The following is a 12,030-nucleotide window of genomic DNA, read 5'->3' on the forward strand; positions in this document are numbered from 1 at the left end:
CCTCAATAAATGGGAAAGCGCTCGCACAGCGCACGCACCCGGCTCCGAACGTCCGCCTCGACCGAAGGGTCCCCATGCTCGCCCTTGGCCTTGAGGCCATCGAGCACGTCGGCGATCATGTTGCCGATCTCGCGGAACTCGGCGGGGCCGAAGCCGCGGGTGGTGCCCGCCGGGCTGCCGACGCGGATGCCGCTGGTCTTCACCGGGGGCAGCGGATCGAAGGGGATGCCGTTCTTGTTGCAGGTGATCGCAGCGCGCTCCAGCGCCTCGTCCGCGTCGCGGCCGGTAACGCCCAATGGCGTGAGGTCGACGAGCGCGAGATGCGTGTCGGTGCCCCCGGCGACGAGCGCCGCGCCGCGCTCGGCCAGCGTCGCCGCCAGCACCTTCGCATTCTCGACCACCGCGGCGATGTAGCTCTTGTAATCGGGCTTGAGCGCCTCGCCGAACGCCACCGCCTTGGCGGCGATGACGTGCATCAGCGGGCCGCCCTGAAGGCCGGGGAACACCGCCGAGTTGATCTTCTTGGCGATGTCCTCGTGGTTGGTCATCACCATGCCGCCGCGCGGACCGCGCAGCGTCTTGTGCGTCGTCGTTGTCACGACATGCGCATGCTCGAAGGGCGAGGGGTGGAGCCCGCCCGCGACGATCCCGGCGAAATGCGCCATATCGACCATGAACTTCGCGCCCACCTCGTCCGCGATCGCGCGGAAGCGGGCGAAGTCGATCTGGCGCGGATAGGCCGAGCCACCGGCGATGATGAGGGTCGGCTTGTGCTCCTTGGCCAGCGCCTCGACCTGATCGAAGTCGATCAGGTGATCTTCGCGGCGGACGCCGTACTGAACGGCATTGAACCACTTACCCGACATGGCCGCCTTGGCCCCATGGGTCAGGTGGCCGCCGGCATCGAGGCTCATGCCGAGGATCGTGTCGCCCGGCTTGGTCAGCGCGAGCATCACCGCGCCGTTCGCCTGCGCGCCCGAATGCGGCTGGACGTTGGCGAAGCCGCAGCCGAACAGCGCCTTGGCCCGCTCGATCGCCAGCGTCTCGACCTGATCGGACGGCGCGCAGCCCTGATAATAGCGCTTGCCCGGATAGCCCTCGGCGTACTTGTTGGTGAAGACCGAGCCCTGCGCCTCGAGCACCGCCTTCGACACGATGTTCTCGCTGGCGATCAGCTCGATCTGATAGCGCTCGCGCTCGAGTTCGCTGGCCACGCCGGCAAAGACCTCGGCATCGGCCTCGGCCAGATTGCGGGTGAAGAAGCCGTCGGGCTGCACATCTGTCAGCGTGCGGGGGTTGGTGCTCATCGCCAGGGCCTTTCCGAGTCGGTGGGGCGGGGCGCCACCCGCCGTTCGGCGCCCACTTAAAGACTGGCGGTGGCGAATGCCACCTCCCATCATGGGGGTATGCAAGAGACATCCCGACCGAGCTTCCGCGAACGCTGGCAAGGCGTGCCGCCGCCCGCGCGGCTGCTGGGCGCGGCGGGGTTGCTGCCGCAGGGGGCCGCCGCGCTGCTGGTCGTCGCCGGGCCGCTCGAATGGCGGTTTACCGCGCTCGCCCTCGCCTTTGCCTATGCGGCGCTGATCCTGAGCTTCCTCGGCGGCCTGTGGTGGGGGCTGGCGGCGGCGGTGCGGCAGGTACCGGACTGGATCTATTGGGCGGCGGTGGTGCCCAGCCTGTTCGCGCTGGTCACGTGCGTCCCATGGTCGATCGGCAGCGACTGGCCGGGGCCGTCGCTGGTTGCGCTTGGGCTCGCGATCTTGGCGAGCCTCGGGGTGGACCTGCGCCTCGATCGCATGGGGTTGGCTCCGCGCTGGTGGCTTGGCCTGCGCGTGCCGCTGTCGCTGGGGCTCGGCACGCTGACGCTGATCGTTGGACTTGCGGCCTAAACCGGCGGGCTCGACAGCTTCTCGACGCGTGGGGCGTGGCGGCCGCCGCCGAAGGGGGTGGCGAGGAACGCCGCGACGCAGGCCTTGGCCATGTCGATACCCACCAGCCGCGCGCCCATCGCGAGAACGTTGGCGTCGTTGTGCTCGCGCGCCAGCGCCGCCGAGACGGGCTCGTTCACCAGCGCGCAGCGGCAGCCGGCGATGCGGTTGACCGCGATCGAGATGCCGATCCCCGACCCGCACAGCGCGATGCCGGCCGCCGCGCCGTCCGCCGCGACCGCCTGGCCCAGCTTGTAGCCATAGTCGGGATAGTCGACGCGATCCGCCGTCTCGGGGCCAAGATCGCGCACCTCGTGCCCCTCGCCGCGCAGCCAGTCGGCAAGCGCCGCCTTCAATTCGATCGCGGCATGGTCCGAGGCGAGCAGGATCGTTCGTGGCATGGGTGCGTCCGTCGGCGGGTAGCAGTCCAAAGCGCCCTAGCGTGACCGCCCCCGATTGCCTAGCTGTAGCGCCGCAGCACGGAGTGACGAAGATGAAGCGCACTGCCCTGATTCCCGCCCTGGCCCTGTCGCTCGCCGCGTGCGGCGGCGCCGGGGAGGCGCCGACCGCCAATGACAGCGCGGCGCTGGCGGCCGAGAACAAGGCCGGTCTGGCCGGCGAGGTCGTGGAACTGCCGGGCGGCGAGGGCGATGGCGAGGACGTGCCCCTCGCCGACGATGCGGTGTCAGCGTCAGCGATCGCGCGCGCCGACGGCTGGGTCGGCCGCTGGCGCGGGGTCGAGGGTCTCAACCTGATTGTCGCCAAGGGCGATGCGCCGGGACGCTACAAGCTCGACATGCAATATTCGCTCGACGACAAGGGCGTGTTCGACGGCACTGCGACCGAGGAGGGCATCGCCTTCACCCGGCCCGATGGCGAGCATGTGCTCCGCGCCACCGACGGTGACGCGACCGGCCTCAAATGGCTGGCGGGCAAGAAGGACTGCCTGACGGTCAAGGACGCCGAGGGCTATTGCCGCGACTGACGCGAAGCTGTCGCACGGGTGACGCGCGGCTGTCATCGCGGCGGCATCGGGCGGTCACATCACGGGCTTATCGCGCGGCCATGTTGCCGCAGCCCAAAGCACCCTCCAACCGTGCCGTCCGCGGCGCGGTCCACCGTCACGAGTATCTGACCAGACAGGGGCTGCTCGAACGCGCCTTTACCTTCGCGTTCCGCGGTCTCGTCTATGCGCAGATCTGGGAGGATCCCGAGGTCGATCTGGAGGCGCTGGCGATCACTCCCGATGCCCATGTCGTGACGATCGCGAGCGGCGGCTGCAATGTCCTCTCCTACCTGACCGCCGATCCGGCGCGGATCACCGCGGTCGATCTCAACACCGCACATATCGCGTTGGGCAAGCTCAAGCTGGCGGCCGCACGCCACTTGCCCGACCACGCCGCCTTCCACCGCTTCTTCGGCCAGGCCAACCGGCCCGAGAATGTTGCGGCCTATGAGACGCATGTCCGCCCGCATCTCGACGAGCCGACGCGCCGCTATTGGGAGGGGCGCGACCTGATCGGGCGGCGGCGCATCGGCGGGTTCAAGAAGGGCTTCTATCGCAAGGGCCTGCTTGGGGGGTTCATCGGCGCGGCGCATCTGGTCGCCAAGCTGCACGGCGTCGATCCGCGCGTGATGCTCGAAGCGCGCTCGATCGAGGAACAGCGTGCGATCTTCGACCGCGAGCTTGCGCCGGTGTTCGACAAGCGCTTCGTGCGGTGGCTGACGCACCAGCCCGCCTCGCTGTTCGGCCTAGGTATCCCGCCTGCGCAGTACGAGGCGCTGGCGGGCGACGATCCCGAGGGGATTGCGGCGGTGCTGCGCCAGCGGCTCGAAAAGCTCGCCTGCGATTTCGCGCTCAGCGACAATTATTTCGCGTGGCAGGCGTTCGGGCGCGGCTATGGCGAGGGGCCGTCGGCGCCGCTGCCGCCCTATCTCCGCCCCGAGAACCACGAGGCGGTGCGCGCGCGCGTCGACAGGGTCGAGGTGCGCCACGCCAACATGTGCGACTATCTGGACGGTATGCCCGACGCCTCGCTCGACCGCTATATCCTGCTCGACGCGCAGGACTGGATGACCGACGCGGTGCTGACGCGGCTGTGGACGGCGATCACGCGGACGGCGAAACCCGGCGCGCGCGTGCTGTTCCGCACCGCTGCCGCGCCGACGCTGCTGCCGGGCCGCGTACCCGATGCGATTCTCGATCGCTGGGATTATCGCGTCGAGAAATCGCTCGACTATACGCGCCGCGACCGATCGGCGATCTATGGCGGCGTCCACCTCTATGTGCTGAAGGGATGAGCGCTGCGACCCATGCCGCGCGCATGGACGCGATCTATGCCGGCCAGCGCCACATCTATGACGCGACGCGCAAATACTATCTTCTCGGCCGCGACCGGCTGATCAACGAGCTTGCCCCGCCGCCAAGGGGTACGATCGTCGAGGTAGGGTGCGGTACCGGACGCAACCTGATCCTCGCCGCGCGGCGCTGGCCTCAGGCGCGCTGCCACGGCTTCGACATCTCGGCGGCGATGCTGGAGACGGCGCGCGCGAAGGTTGCGGGGGCGGGGCTGGCCGATCGCATCGCGTTGGCACAGGGCGACGCGACCCACTGGGAACCACGCCTGCTCTTCGGATTCGACGCGGCCGACGCGATCTTCATGAGCTACACGCTGTCGATGATCCCCGACTGGCAGGGGGCGATCGGCGCGGCGTGCGACGCGCTGGCCCCCGGCGGCGCGCTCCACATCGTCGACTTCGGGCAGCAGGAGCGGCTGCCCGCGCCGTTCCGCGCGGGGCTGTTCGCCTGGCTCGACCGGTTCGAGGTGACGCCGCGCGCGGACCTGCGCCATTGGCTGGAGGTCGCCGCGGGCGGCAGCGACCTGTCGCTCGATTTTACCCCGCTCTATCGCGGCTATGCCTGGCGGGCGGTGCTGCGTCGGCCCGCCTGAGGCCGGTCAGTTGCGCGCGAGCGCGGCGGGATCGGGCGCGCCGGGGGTGCGCAGGATCCCCTCGCCCAGCATGCCGCAGCGGCGCTCCTGCCAGATATCCTTGCGCCAGCATTGCAGGTTGGCAAAGTCCGGCAGCCGCGGCTGGAAGGTGGTCAGCGTATAGCCATATCCGCCATGCGCGAACTGCTGCTCACCCCAGGCGGTCAGCGACCCGCGCAGTTCGCGAAGGCGGGTGGCCGCGACATCGGCCAACTGGCCGCGCGGCGTATGCACCACGTCCTCGCCGACCACGCCCGCGGTCTGGCAGAAGATGCGCTGCGCCGACACCGTCGAGAATCCCGAATAGACCTTGGTCCCGAACTGGTCGAACGCGGTCTGACCTTCCTTGGGCGTCTTGTTGACGCGGCGGAAATATTTGCCGAGCGTGGCAAAGCTGGCAGCCAGCTCCGCCTCGTGGTCCTTGAGCATGCCGTTATAGTTGCGCAGCGTGAGCAGCGTCGGCTCGAACTGGCACTGAAGCGCCGCGACGTTGAGCGCCGCGCGCAGGTTCCAGACCATCGCCGCGTCGAGCTCCTCGCGCGTCGCGCCGGGCATTGCCGCGCCCAGCATCCCCGGCTCCTCGCCGGTGATGCGGCCGGTCGGCAATTCCTTCGGCTTGAAATAGAATTGCGCGGTGGCGGGCGTTGCCGTCACGCTGAACATCGCCGTGGCCACGGCACCCCCGATAACCGCCAACCGCTTCATCTCATCCCCTCGGCACTGCACACGCCCTGACGGGCAAGGTTAAGCGTTAAGACTTTTTTCCGCGGGGAAGAAGGACTTTTTCGGCGCAACGGGCACCATGCTGCGCAGCATCGCGGATCGCCGCGCCGGATGCGAAAAAGGGGCCGCGGCGCGGAGTGCGCAGCGGCCCCTTTCCGATAGTCGCGGCGCGCGCGAATGCGCGGCCGAACGCCGAATTACATCGCGTTCGTGGTCGCCATATCGTTCGACATCATCATGTCGTTCGACATCATGGTGTCGTTCATCATCATCGCGTCGTTGCCCATCGTGCCACCGTCGACGGCCGTCATGTTGTCGGTCATCGTGCCGTCCATCATCGGATCGGTGGTGTTCAGGTCGGTGACGACCGTGTTCTCGGTGGTGTTCTCGGTGTTGCCGCCGCAGGCCGACACGAGAAGCGCCGCGCTGGCGATCATCGAACCGGTAACGACCTTGGAGATGAGTGCACGCATTTAGAGCTCCCTAGATAAAGGATTAGGCTGGCTTTTCGGCCGTTAATACCCAAACCGAGATGGACATTAATCGCTATGCGGACGCCCCTCAAGCCTGCAAATGGGGCCATCTCCGCCAAGCGTCCGCAAGAACGCCGGGAACGATAACGCCAGCGCCGCGTCAAAGGTTGCCGGATTTACCTTCTTTCCAACGAGCTGCGCGCTGGTGACGGGAAATTCGGGCAAGCCGCAGGGCACGATTCCCCCAAAGTGGGCAAGGTCGGGGGCAAGGTTGACCGAGAAGCCGTGGAGCGTCACCCACTGCTTCACCCGCACGCCGATCGCCCCGATCTTGGCCTCCGGTCCGCCATCGCGGGTCCAGATGCCGACGCGGCCATCGACGGCGAAGCCCGTGATCCCCACCTCGCGCAGCGCCGCGATCACCCATTGTTCAAGCGCGTGGACATAGCAGCGCACATCGCGCCCGCGCCGGGTGAGGTCGAGCAGGACATAGCCGATGCGCTGGCCCGGCCCATGATAGGTATAGCGTCCGCCCCGCCCGCTTCTGAACACGGGGAAACGCGGGTCGATCAGCTCGGCGGGATCGGCGCTGGTGCCCGCGGTGTAAAGCGGCGGATGTTCGAGAAGCCAGACGAGCTCGCGCGCGGTGCCCGCGCGGATCGCCGCGGCGCGCGCGTCCATCGCCGCCACGGCCTCCGGATAGGGGACGAGGCCGCGCTCGACGCGCCATTCGATGTCGTCGGGCAGGCCGGCGGGTCGGGATTGTGGTAACGCCATGCGGGTTGGGCTAGGGCTCTTGAGCGGTGCGGGGATCGCATCGTTCAAGTGAGGGGGCGTGGCTTGACGGTCAAGATGACGCGCGTCTGGGACGCGACGAGCGAGTTTCTGAACGAACGCGGCGGCGCGGTGCTCGCGCTCGCGGCGGGGATGATCTTCGCGCCCGAACTGGTGTCAGGCGTTCTCGAACAGCTCGCGGCGCCGCGCACGCCGACTGCGGTGGCCCTCCAGTTCGTGGGCATGATCCTGTCGCTGGTGGGCGCGGCGGGCGGCTTGGCCGTCAGCGCGCTCGCGATCCGGCCGATGGCGGCGAGCGAGGCGGCGCGGCTCGGCCTGCGCCGGCTGCTGCCGCTGGTCGGCGTATCGGTCGTCCTGCTGGTGGCGGCAATGATCGTGGCACTCCCCTTTGTCGGCATCCTGATCGCCAGCGGCGTCGATCTGACGGCCTTTTCGACCGACGGGGGCGCGGTGCCGGACCTGGGCGGCGGGGTAGCGCTCGGACTGGTCGCCTATGGCCTCCTCTACTTCGGCGTCTTCCTCTGGGCCTTTGCGCGGCTGGCAGTGCTGGGGCCGGTGATCGTCGCCGAGCGGCGGGGTTTCAGCGCGATCGGGCGCGCCTGGACCCTCACGCGCGGCCATGCGCTGCGAATCATCGGGGTGTTCATCCTGTTCGGGATCGTCGCGCTGATCCTGATCGGCGGCATCGGTTTCGCCGCGGGGGTGATCGGCGCGATCGGCGGGGCGGGGCAGCCGGGCTTCAGCATCGGCGGGCTGTTCGTCGCGGCCGTGACCGCCGTCGTCGCGACGCTGCTCAGCGTCGTCCAGAGTGCATTCACCGCCAAGCTCTATACCGCGCTGGCACCCGCCACCGACCTTGAGGACATCTTCGCTTGAAACTCAATCTCGGCCGCGTTTTTGCCGCCGCCGGTGCGCTGTGGCGGGCGGAGCGGGGCTTGATCGTGCCGCTCGCCGGCCTCTTCTATTTCGTGCCGACGCTCGCGCTGCTCCTGTTCCTGCCCGCGGCCGAGCCGGTTGCGGGCGGCGGCGACGAGGCAGCGCTCGATGCGCTGCTCGCCTATGCCCGCGACAATGCCGGCGCGATCCTGAGCGTCAATTTCCTCCAGCTCGCGGCGAGCGCGCTTCTCCTGTCGTTGTTCCTCGCACCCGGCCGGCCGACGCTGGCCGAGGCGGCGCGGCTTGCCGCGGGCCGCCTGATCCTGTTCGTCGCCGCGGGCCTGCTGATGTGGGGCGCGCTGATGCTCGGCGCGTTCCTTATCTTGCCAGCGCTCTACCTGATCGGCCGCTTCTTCCTCGTCACCGCGGTCCTTGCCGCCGAGCCGCGGACGGGGCCGGTCCAGGCGATTGCCCGTTCCTTCGCACTCACCGCCGGGCGCGGCTGGTGGTGTTTCGTCGCGACCGCGATCCCCTTTTTCGCCGGTCAGGCCGCGACGACGATCGCCAGCGGCATGGGTCAGGCTATTGGCAGTGCAGGGGGCGTTGCGCTGGCGCTGCCGTTCGACGCGCTCGCCGCGGCGGCGACGACGGCGGGCTGGGTGCTGACGATGCTCGTCAAGATCGTGGTCTATCGCGCACTCACCAAGGGGACGTGAGGCGCGGCATCGGCGGGCAGCGTGCCGGTCAGGCGGGGGTCGGCGAAGGTCTCGACCGATCGCGACACCGCCTCGAACCCCTGCGCGCGGTAGAAGCCGAGGGCGCGCGGATGGTCAAGCGAGCAGGTGTTGACGCGGACGAACTCGACCCCGGGCTTCCAGGCGAGCGCCATCGCCATCGCCATCAGCCAGCGGCCGTGCCCCGCGCCGGTCAGCGCGGGTACCAGCCCGAAATAATCGATCGCGCACCAGTCGGGCTCGGGATGCGTCAACTCGAGCATCCCCACCTCCAGCCCCGCGCGATCGACGACGGCATGGACCTGCGTCTCGGCACGGTGCGTCGCCGCGATCAGCCGCGCGTCGTCCATGACGAGCCGCGAGTACCAGAGCCACGGCCCGCCCACCCGCTCGAACAGCGCGCGGTACTTGTCCGGCTGAGGCTCGGGCCAGCGGACGAGGCGGAGCGGCGAGGGCGGCATCGGGCGCGGCCGTGGCCGCTCGCGCATTTCGAGCGTCGTGACGACCGCCGCGACGTGACCCGGCGGGACCGGGATCAGGCCCATCTCACGACCACGTGGCGAGCGGCGGCAGGCTCATCAGGATCGCGTCAATATTGCCCCCGGTCTTGAGGCCGAACAGCGTGCCGCGGTCGTAGACGAGGTTGAACTCGGCATAGCGCCCCCGCCATTCGAGCTGGCGCGCGCGGTCGGCCTCGTCGAAGGGCATATCCATCCGCCGGCGAACGAGCGAGGGATAGATGTCGAGGAACGCCTCGCCCACGTCGCGGGTCAGCGCGAAGGCGGGCTCGAACTCGCCCTCCAGATGGTCGTAGAAGATGCCGCCCACGCCGCGATGGACCTGGCGGTGGGGCAGCCAGAAATAATCGTCAGCCCATTTCTTGAACCGCGGATAGTCGCCGACGCCGGGATGCGCGTCGCACGCCGCCTTCATCGCCGCGTGGAAGTCGGCGGTGTCCTCGGCATAGGGGATGGGCGGGTTGAGGTCCGCGCCGCCGCCGAACCAGCGCTTCGTCGTGACGAGGAAACGCGTGTTCATATGGACCGCAGGGACGTGCGGGTTCGCCATGTGTGCGACGAGGCTGATGCCGGTTGCGAAAAAGCGCGGATCCTCGCTCGCGCCATTGATCGACTTGGCGAACTCGCCCTCGAAGGTACCGCCGACGGTCGAGACGTTGACGCCGACCTTCTCGAACACGCGGCCCTTCATCACGCCCCGCACGCCGCCGCCGCCCGGCTCGCCCGAGGGATCGGTCCGGTCCCAAGGCGTATAGGCAAACGCGGCATCGGACCCCGCCTCCCGCTCGATCGCCTCGAACGCGGCGCAGATGCGGTCGCGCAGCGATTCGAACCAGTGGCGGGCGGCGGATTGCTGTTCGTCGAGCGGTGGCATGGCGACGGTTTGGCCAAGCCGGGGCGTGCGCGCAAGCGGCTCGACCGCGTCAGTCGGTCCCGGCGGGGGTCAGGCGGATGCGCGGACCGGTGACGGCCCAGATGCGCTTGTCCGGCGCGATCACCAGCACCGGCAGGCGCGCGGCAAGGCTGCTGAACACATGAAGCTCGGTTGGCACCGGATCGAGCAGGTGGCTGACCACGATCGCCGACGGCTTGCCGTTCTTGCCTGGCTGCGGTCGCACCTCAAGACAGGCTTTGGTAAAGGCGCGTGCGGCGGCGATGCTGCCGTCGGCTGCCACATCGACCCGGTAATGGCCGCCCATCGGCACGCTGTCGGCGGCGCTCTGCGGCGTCAGCAGATAGACGCGCACCGGCGCGCCCGCGCTGCGCGGTGCCAGCGCGGCGGCGTTGAAGGACGCGGTGCCGCAGGGGCGCCAGCCGCGTCGCACCGCCTCCGCGCCCGCCGCGTTGATCGCGTCGGCCAGTCGCAACTGCGCGGGCGTAAGGGCGACGCCGGGATCGACGCGGCGTGCCGTCTGCACCCGCCCTTCCGAGACCGTCGCCGTGAAGATCGCCGTGCGCGCCGCGCCGGTGCCCGCGAAGAAGGTGACGACAGACGCCTCGCCCGCGCGCTCGACGACGAAGCCGCCGGTCTTTGGCATCCGATCACGCCCGATCGAGGCGATCGCCGCGTCGCTCGCGACCCAGGCAGCGCGATCGGCGGCATAGAGTTCGGCACCAGCCGCCCCCGCCTCGGCGATGCTGCGCGTTTCCTCCGGCGTCTGCGCAGGGAGCGGTGCCGCCGCTCCGAGCGCAAGAGCGATCCAGACTGACGGCATCGAACCTTCCCTTCTATCTGATATGATGCCTAACCCTTGCAACGGCTTACGGCCAGCCCCGCGTCTGGCGTAATGCCTCGGCCGCGACGATCCCCGCGCTGACCGCGACGTTGAGCGAGCGCATGCCTGCCGTCATCGGGATGCAGACGCGCAGATTTGCGCGGTTGTGGACATGGCCCGGCACCCCTGCGCCCTCGCTGCCGAAGAGGAGCACGTCGCCCGCCTCGAACCGCGCCGCGTCGAGCCGCACGGCGCCTTTCGTCGACGCCAGCACGATCCGGCCCGCCGTCGCCGCCAGGAACGCTTCCCAGTCGGCGTGACGCCGCACCTCGGCCGCCGCGGCATAGTCCATGCCCGACCGTGCCAGCGCCCGCGCGCCAAAGGGAAAGCCCATCGGTTCGATCAGGTCGACGCCGAGCCCCAGGCAGGCGGCGGTGCGCAGGATCGTGCCGACATTGCCGGCGATGTCGGGCTGGTAGAGGGCGATGCGCAAGCGGCGGCCGCTTTCGGGTAAGGGGCTAGGACGAAAAGGGGTGTTGGCAAACCGCGCCTGCCATGTCTATCAGGCCACGGCGCCCGGTTTCGGAGCCGAACCGAGCGTGCGCCTGTTTGCCGTCGGGCTTTCGATGAGCCCCTGATCGTGCGGCAGATGGGACGCGATGACAGACGATTTCAAGGGCTGAGGCATGGCTAGCGCTGAGAACACGGTTTCGCCGGGCGAATCGCCCCGCGTGCATGACGACACGGTCGCCGATCCGCGCCGCCGCGATTATCTGGCGATCGGCGCCGTCGCATGGGCCGGGGTGGGTGCGGGCGTGATCGCGCTGCCGCTCATCAACTCGATGAACCCCTCGGCCGACGTGCTGGCGCTGTCGACGACAGAGGTCGACGTGTCGGCGATCCAGCCGGGCCAGGCGATCAAGGCGAGCTTCCGCAAGCAGCCGCTGTTCGTGCGCAACCTGACGCCCGAGGAGATCAACCAGGCCAATTCGGTCGATGCCGCCAGCCTGCGCGACCCGCAGACGCTCGCCGAGCGGACCAAGGAAGGCAAGACCAACTGGCTGGTGACGCTCGGCGTCTGCACGCACCTCGGCTGCGTGCCGCTGGGCGCTGGAGAGGGTGAGAACAAGGGGCCGTTCGGCGGCTATTTCTGCCCGTGCCACGGCTCGGCCTATGACACCGCGGGGCGGATCCGCTCCGGTCCGGCGCCGACCAATCTGGCGGTGCCCGACTATGAATTCTCCAACGACACCACGATTGTGGTCGGCTGAGGACTGG

General features: G+C 69.1%; 16 protein-coding genes. 7 read left to right on the forward strand and 9 right to left on the reverse strand.

The annotated features are described in order from the left end of the window. Window positions 1–2 precede the first annotated feature (2 nt). Complete coding sequence (gene glyA, locus COC42_RS10875; RefSeq protein ID WP_096343366.1) at window positions 3–1,307, reverse strand: serine hydroxymethyltransferase; 1,305 nt, start codon at window positions 1,305–1,307, stop codon at window positions 3–5. Between the two features lie 144 nt (window positions 1,308–1,451). On the opposite strand from glyA, the gene COC42_RS10880 reads away from it, so the two are divergent. Then, entirely contained in the window at window positions 1,452–1,889 is a 438-nt protein-coding gene (locus tag COC42_RS10880; RefSeq protein WP_245844049.1) for a DUF3429 domain-containing protein, read from the forward strand. Here COC42_RS10880 and rpiB read toward each other — a convergent pair. Beyond that, on the reverse strand, window positions 1,886–2,329 hold the full coding sequence (rpiB, locus tag COC42_RS10885; protein WP_096343368.1) for a ribose 5-phosphate isomerase B: 444 nt from the start codon (window positions 2,327–2,329) through the stop codon (window positions 1,886–1,888). The two genes, COC42_RS10880 and rpiB, sit on opposite strands and share 4 nt — an antisense overlap. A gap of 92 nt (window positions 2,330–2,421) precedes the next feature. On the opposite strand from rpiB, the gene COC42_RS10890 reads away from it, so the two are divergent. The 3 genes from COC42_RS10890 (at window position 2,422) to COC42_RS10900 (ending at window position 4,879) form a co-directional block, all read left to right on the forward strand. Then, window positions 2,422–2,913: a hypothetical protein gene (locus COC42_RS10890; protein WP_096343369.1), complete on the forward strand. Its 492-nt coding sequence runs from the start codon at window positions 2,422–2,424 to the stop codon at window positions 2,911–2,913. A gap of 80 nt (window positions 2,914–2,993) precedes the next feature. Then, entirely contained in the window at window positions 2,994–4,229 is a 1,236-nt protein-coding gene (locus tag COC42_RS10895; RefSeq protein WP_096343370.1) for a BtaA family protein, read from the forward strand. Next, window positions 4,226–4,879 (forward strand): class I SAM-dependent methyltransferase, encoded by a 654-nt coding sequence (locus COC42_RS10900; protein WP_245844050.1) that lies wholly within the window; start codon window positions 4,226–4,228, stop codon window positions 4,877–4,879. Before COC42_RS10895 ends, COC42_RS10900 begins: the two co-directional genes overlap by 4 nt. A 6-nt stretch (window positions 4,880–4,885) precedes the next feature. Here the strand turns inward: COC42_RS10900 and COC42_RS10905 are convergent, their stop codons facing one another. The 3 genes from COC42_RS10905 to lipB all read right to left on the reverse strand — a co-directional run bounded on the left by COC42_RS10905 (window position 4,886) and on the right by lipB (window position 6,891). After that, window positions 4,886–5,623, reverse strand: a complete 738-nt coding sequence (locus tag COC42_RS10905; RefSeq protein WP_096343371.1) for a hypothetical protein — start codon at window positions 5,621–5,623, stop codon at window positions 4,886–4,888. 215 nt (window positions 5,624–5,838) lie between these two features. After that, the gene (locus tag COC42_RS10910) at window positions 5,839–6,114 is read right to left on the reverse strand and encodes a hypothetical protein (RefSeq protein WP_096343372.1); all 276 of its coding nucleotides are present in this window, start codon (window positions 6,112–6,114) and stop codon (window positions 5,839–5,841) included. A gap of 66 nt (window positions 6,115–6,180) precedes the next feature. After that, window positions 6,181–6,891 carry a lipoyl(octanoyl) transferase LipB gene (lipB, locus tag COC42_RS10915; RefSeq protein WP_096343373.1) on the reverse strand — a complete coding sequence of 237 codons (711 nt, stop codon included), beginning with the start codon at window positions 6,889–6,891 and terminating at the stop codon, window positions 6,181–6,183. 63 nt (window positions 6,892–6,954) lie between these two features. Between lipB and COC42_RS10920 the strand changes: the two genes are divergently transcribed. Beyond that, window positions 6,955–7,785, forward strand: a complete 831-nt coding sequence (locus tag COC42_RS10920) for a hypothetical protein (protein ID WP_096343374.1) — start codon at window positions 6,955–6,957, stop codon at window positions 7,783–7,785. Beyond that, entirely contained in the window at window positions 7,782–8,501 is a 720-nt protein-coding gene (locus COC42_RS10925) for a hypothetical protein (protein ID WP_096343375.1), read from the forward strand. Before COC42_RS10920 ends, COC42_RS10925 begins: the two co-directional genes overlap by 4 nt. Here COC42_RS10925 and COC42_RS10930 read toward each other — a convergent pair. From COC42_RS10930 to COC42_RS10945, 4 genes are read right to left on the reverse strand one after another with little or no spacing between them, the layout of a single operon-like run. Beyond that, the gene (locus tag COC42_RS10930) at window positions 8,474–9,064 is read right to left on the reverse strand and encodes a GNAT family N-acetyltransferase (RefSeq protein WP_096343376.1); all 591 of its coding nucleotides are present in this window, start codon (window positions 9,062–9,064) and stop codon (window positions 8,474–8,476) included. The two genes, COC42_RS10925 and COC42_RS10930, sit on opposite strands and share 28 nt — an antisense overlap. Before the next feature lies 1 nt (window position 9,065). Next, window positions 9,066–9,911: an oxygen-dependent coproporphyrinogen oxidase gene (gene hemF, locus COC42_RS10935; RefSeq protein ID WP_096343377.1), complete on the reverse strand. Its 846-nt coding sequence runs from the start codon at window positions 9,909–9,911 to the stop codon at window positions 9,066–9,068. 49 nt (window positions 9,912–9,960) lie between these two features. Continuing rightward, on the reverse strand, window positions 9,961–10,752 hold the full coding sequence (locus tag COC42_RS10940) for a hypothetical protein (RefSeq protein ID WP_096343378.1): 792 nt from the start codon (window positions 10,750–10,752) through the stop codon (window positions 9,961–9,963). 46 nt (window positions 10,753–10,798) lie between these two features. Then, a complete protein-coding gene (locus COC42_RS10945) occupies window positions 10,799–11,245 on the reverse strand; it encodes a tRNA (cytidine(34)-2'-O)-methyltransferase (RefSeq protein ID WP_096343379.1) in 447 nt (148 codons plus the stop codon). A gap of 193 nt (window positions 11,246–11,438) precedes the next feature. Between COC42_RS10945 and petA the strand changes: the two genes are divergently transcribed. Then, complete coding sequence (gene petA / locus COC42_RS10950; protein ID WP_096343380.1) at window positions 11,439–12,023, forward strand: ubiquinol-cytochrome c reductase iron-sulfur subunit; 585 nt, start codon at window positions 11,439–11,441, stop codon at window positions 12,021–12,023. The last annotated feature ends 7 nt before the right edge of the window (window positions 12,024–12,030 follow it).

It is taken from the genome of Sphingomonas spermidinifaciens (genome assembly GCF_002351485.1).
GTDB lineage: Bacteria > Pseudomonadota > Alphaproteobacteria > Sphingomonadales > Sphingomonadaceae > Sphingomonas > Sphingomonas spermidinifaciens.

Bases quoted from the DNA above. Each gene is read 5' to 3' on its own strand.
- glyA (WP_096343366.1), bottom strand. From the start codon at position 1,307: ATGAGCACCAACCCCCGCACGCTGACAGATGTGCAGCCCGACGGCTTC.
- rpiB (WP_096343368.1), bottom strand. From the start codon at position 2,329: ATGCCACGAACGATCCTGCTCGCCTCGGACCATGCCGCGATCGAATTG.
- COC42_RS10890 (WP_096343369.1), top strand. From the start codon at position 2,422: ATGAAGCGCACTGCCCTGATTCCCGCCCTGGCCCTGTCGCTCGCCGCG.
- COC42_RS10895 (WP_096343370.1), top strand. From the start codon at position 2,994: ATGTTGCCGCAGCCCAAAGCACCCTCCAACCGTGCCGTCCGCGGCGCG.
- COC42_RS10900 (WP_245844050.1), top strand. From the start codon at position 4,226: ATGAGCGCTGCGACCCATGCCGCGCGCATGGACGCGATCTATGCCGGC.
- COC42_RS10905 (WP_096343371.1), bottom strand. From the start codon at position 5,623: ATGAAGCGGTTGGCGGTTATCGGGGGTGCCGTGGCCACGGCGATGTTC.
- COC42_RS10910 (WP_096343372.1), bottom strand. From the start codon at position 6,114: ATGCGTGCACTCATCTCCAAGGTCGTTACCGGTTCGATGATCGCCAGC.
- lipB (WP_096343373.1), bottom strand. From the start codon at position 6,891: ATGGCGTTACCACAATCCCGACCCGCCGGCCTGCCCGACGACATCGAA.
- COC42_RS10930 (WP_096343376.1), bottom strand. From the start codon at position 9,064: ATGGGCCTGATCCCGGTCCCGCCGGGTCACGTCGCGGCGGTCGTCACG.
- hemF (WP_096343377.1), bottom strand. From the start codon at position 9,911: ATGCCACCGCTCGACGAACAGCAATCCGCCGCCCGCCACTGGTTCGAA.
- COC42_RS10940 (WP_096343378.1), bottom strand. From the start codon at position 10,752: ATGCCGTCAGTCTGGATCGCTCTTGCGCTCGGAGCGGCGGCACCGCTC.
- petA (WP_096343380.1), top strand. From the start codon at position 11,439: ATGGCTAGCGCTGAGAACACGGTTTCGCCGGGCGAATCGCCCCGCGTG.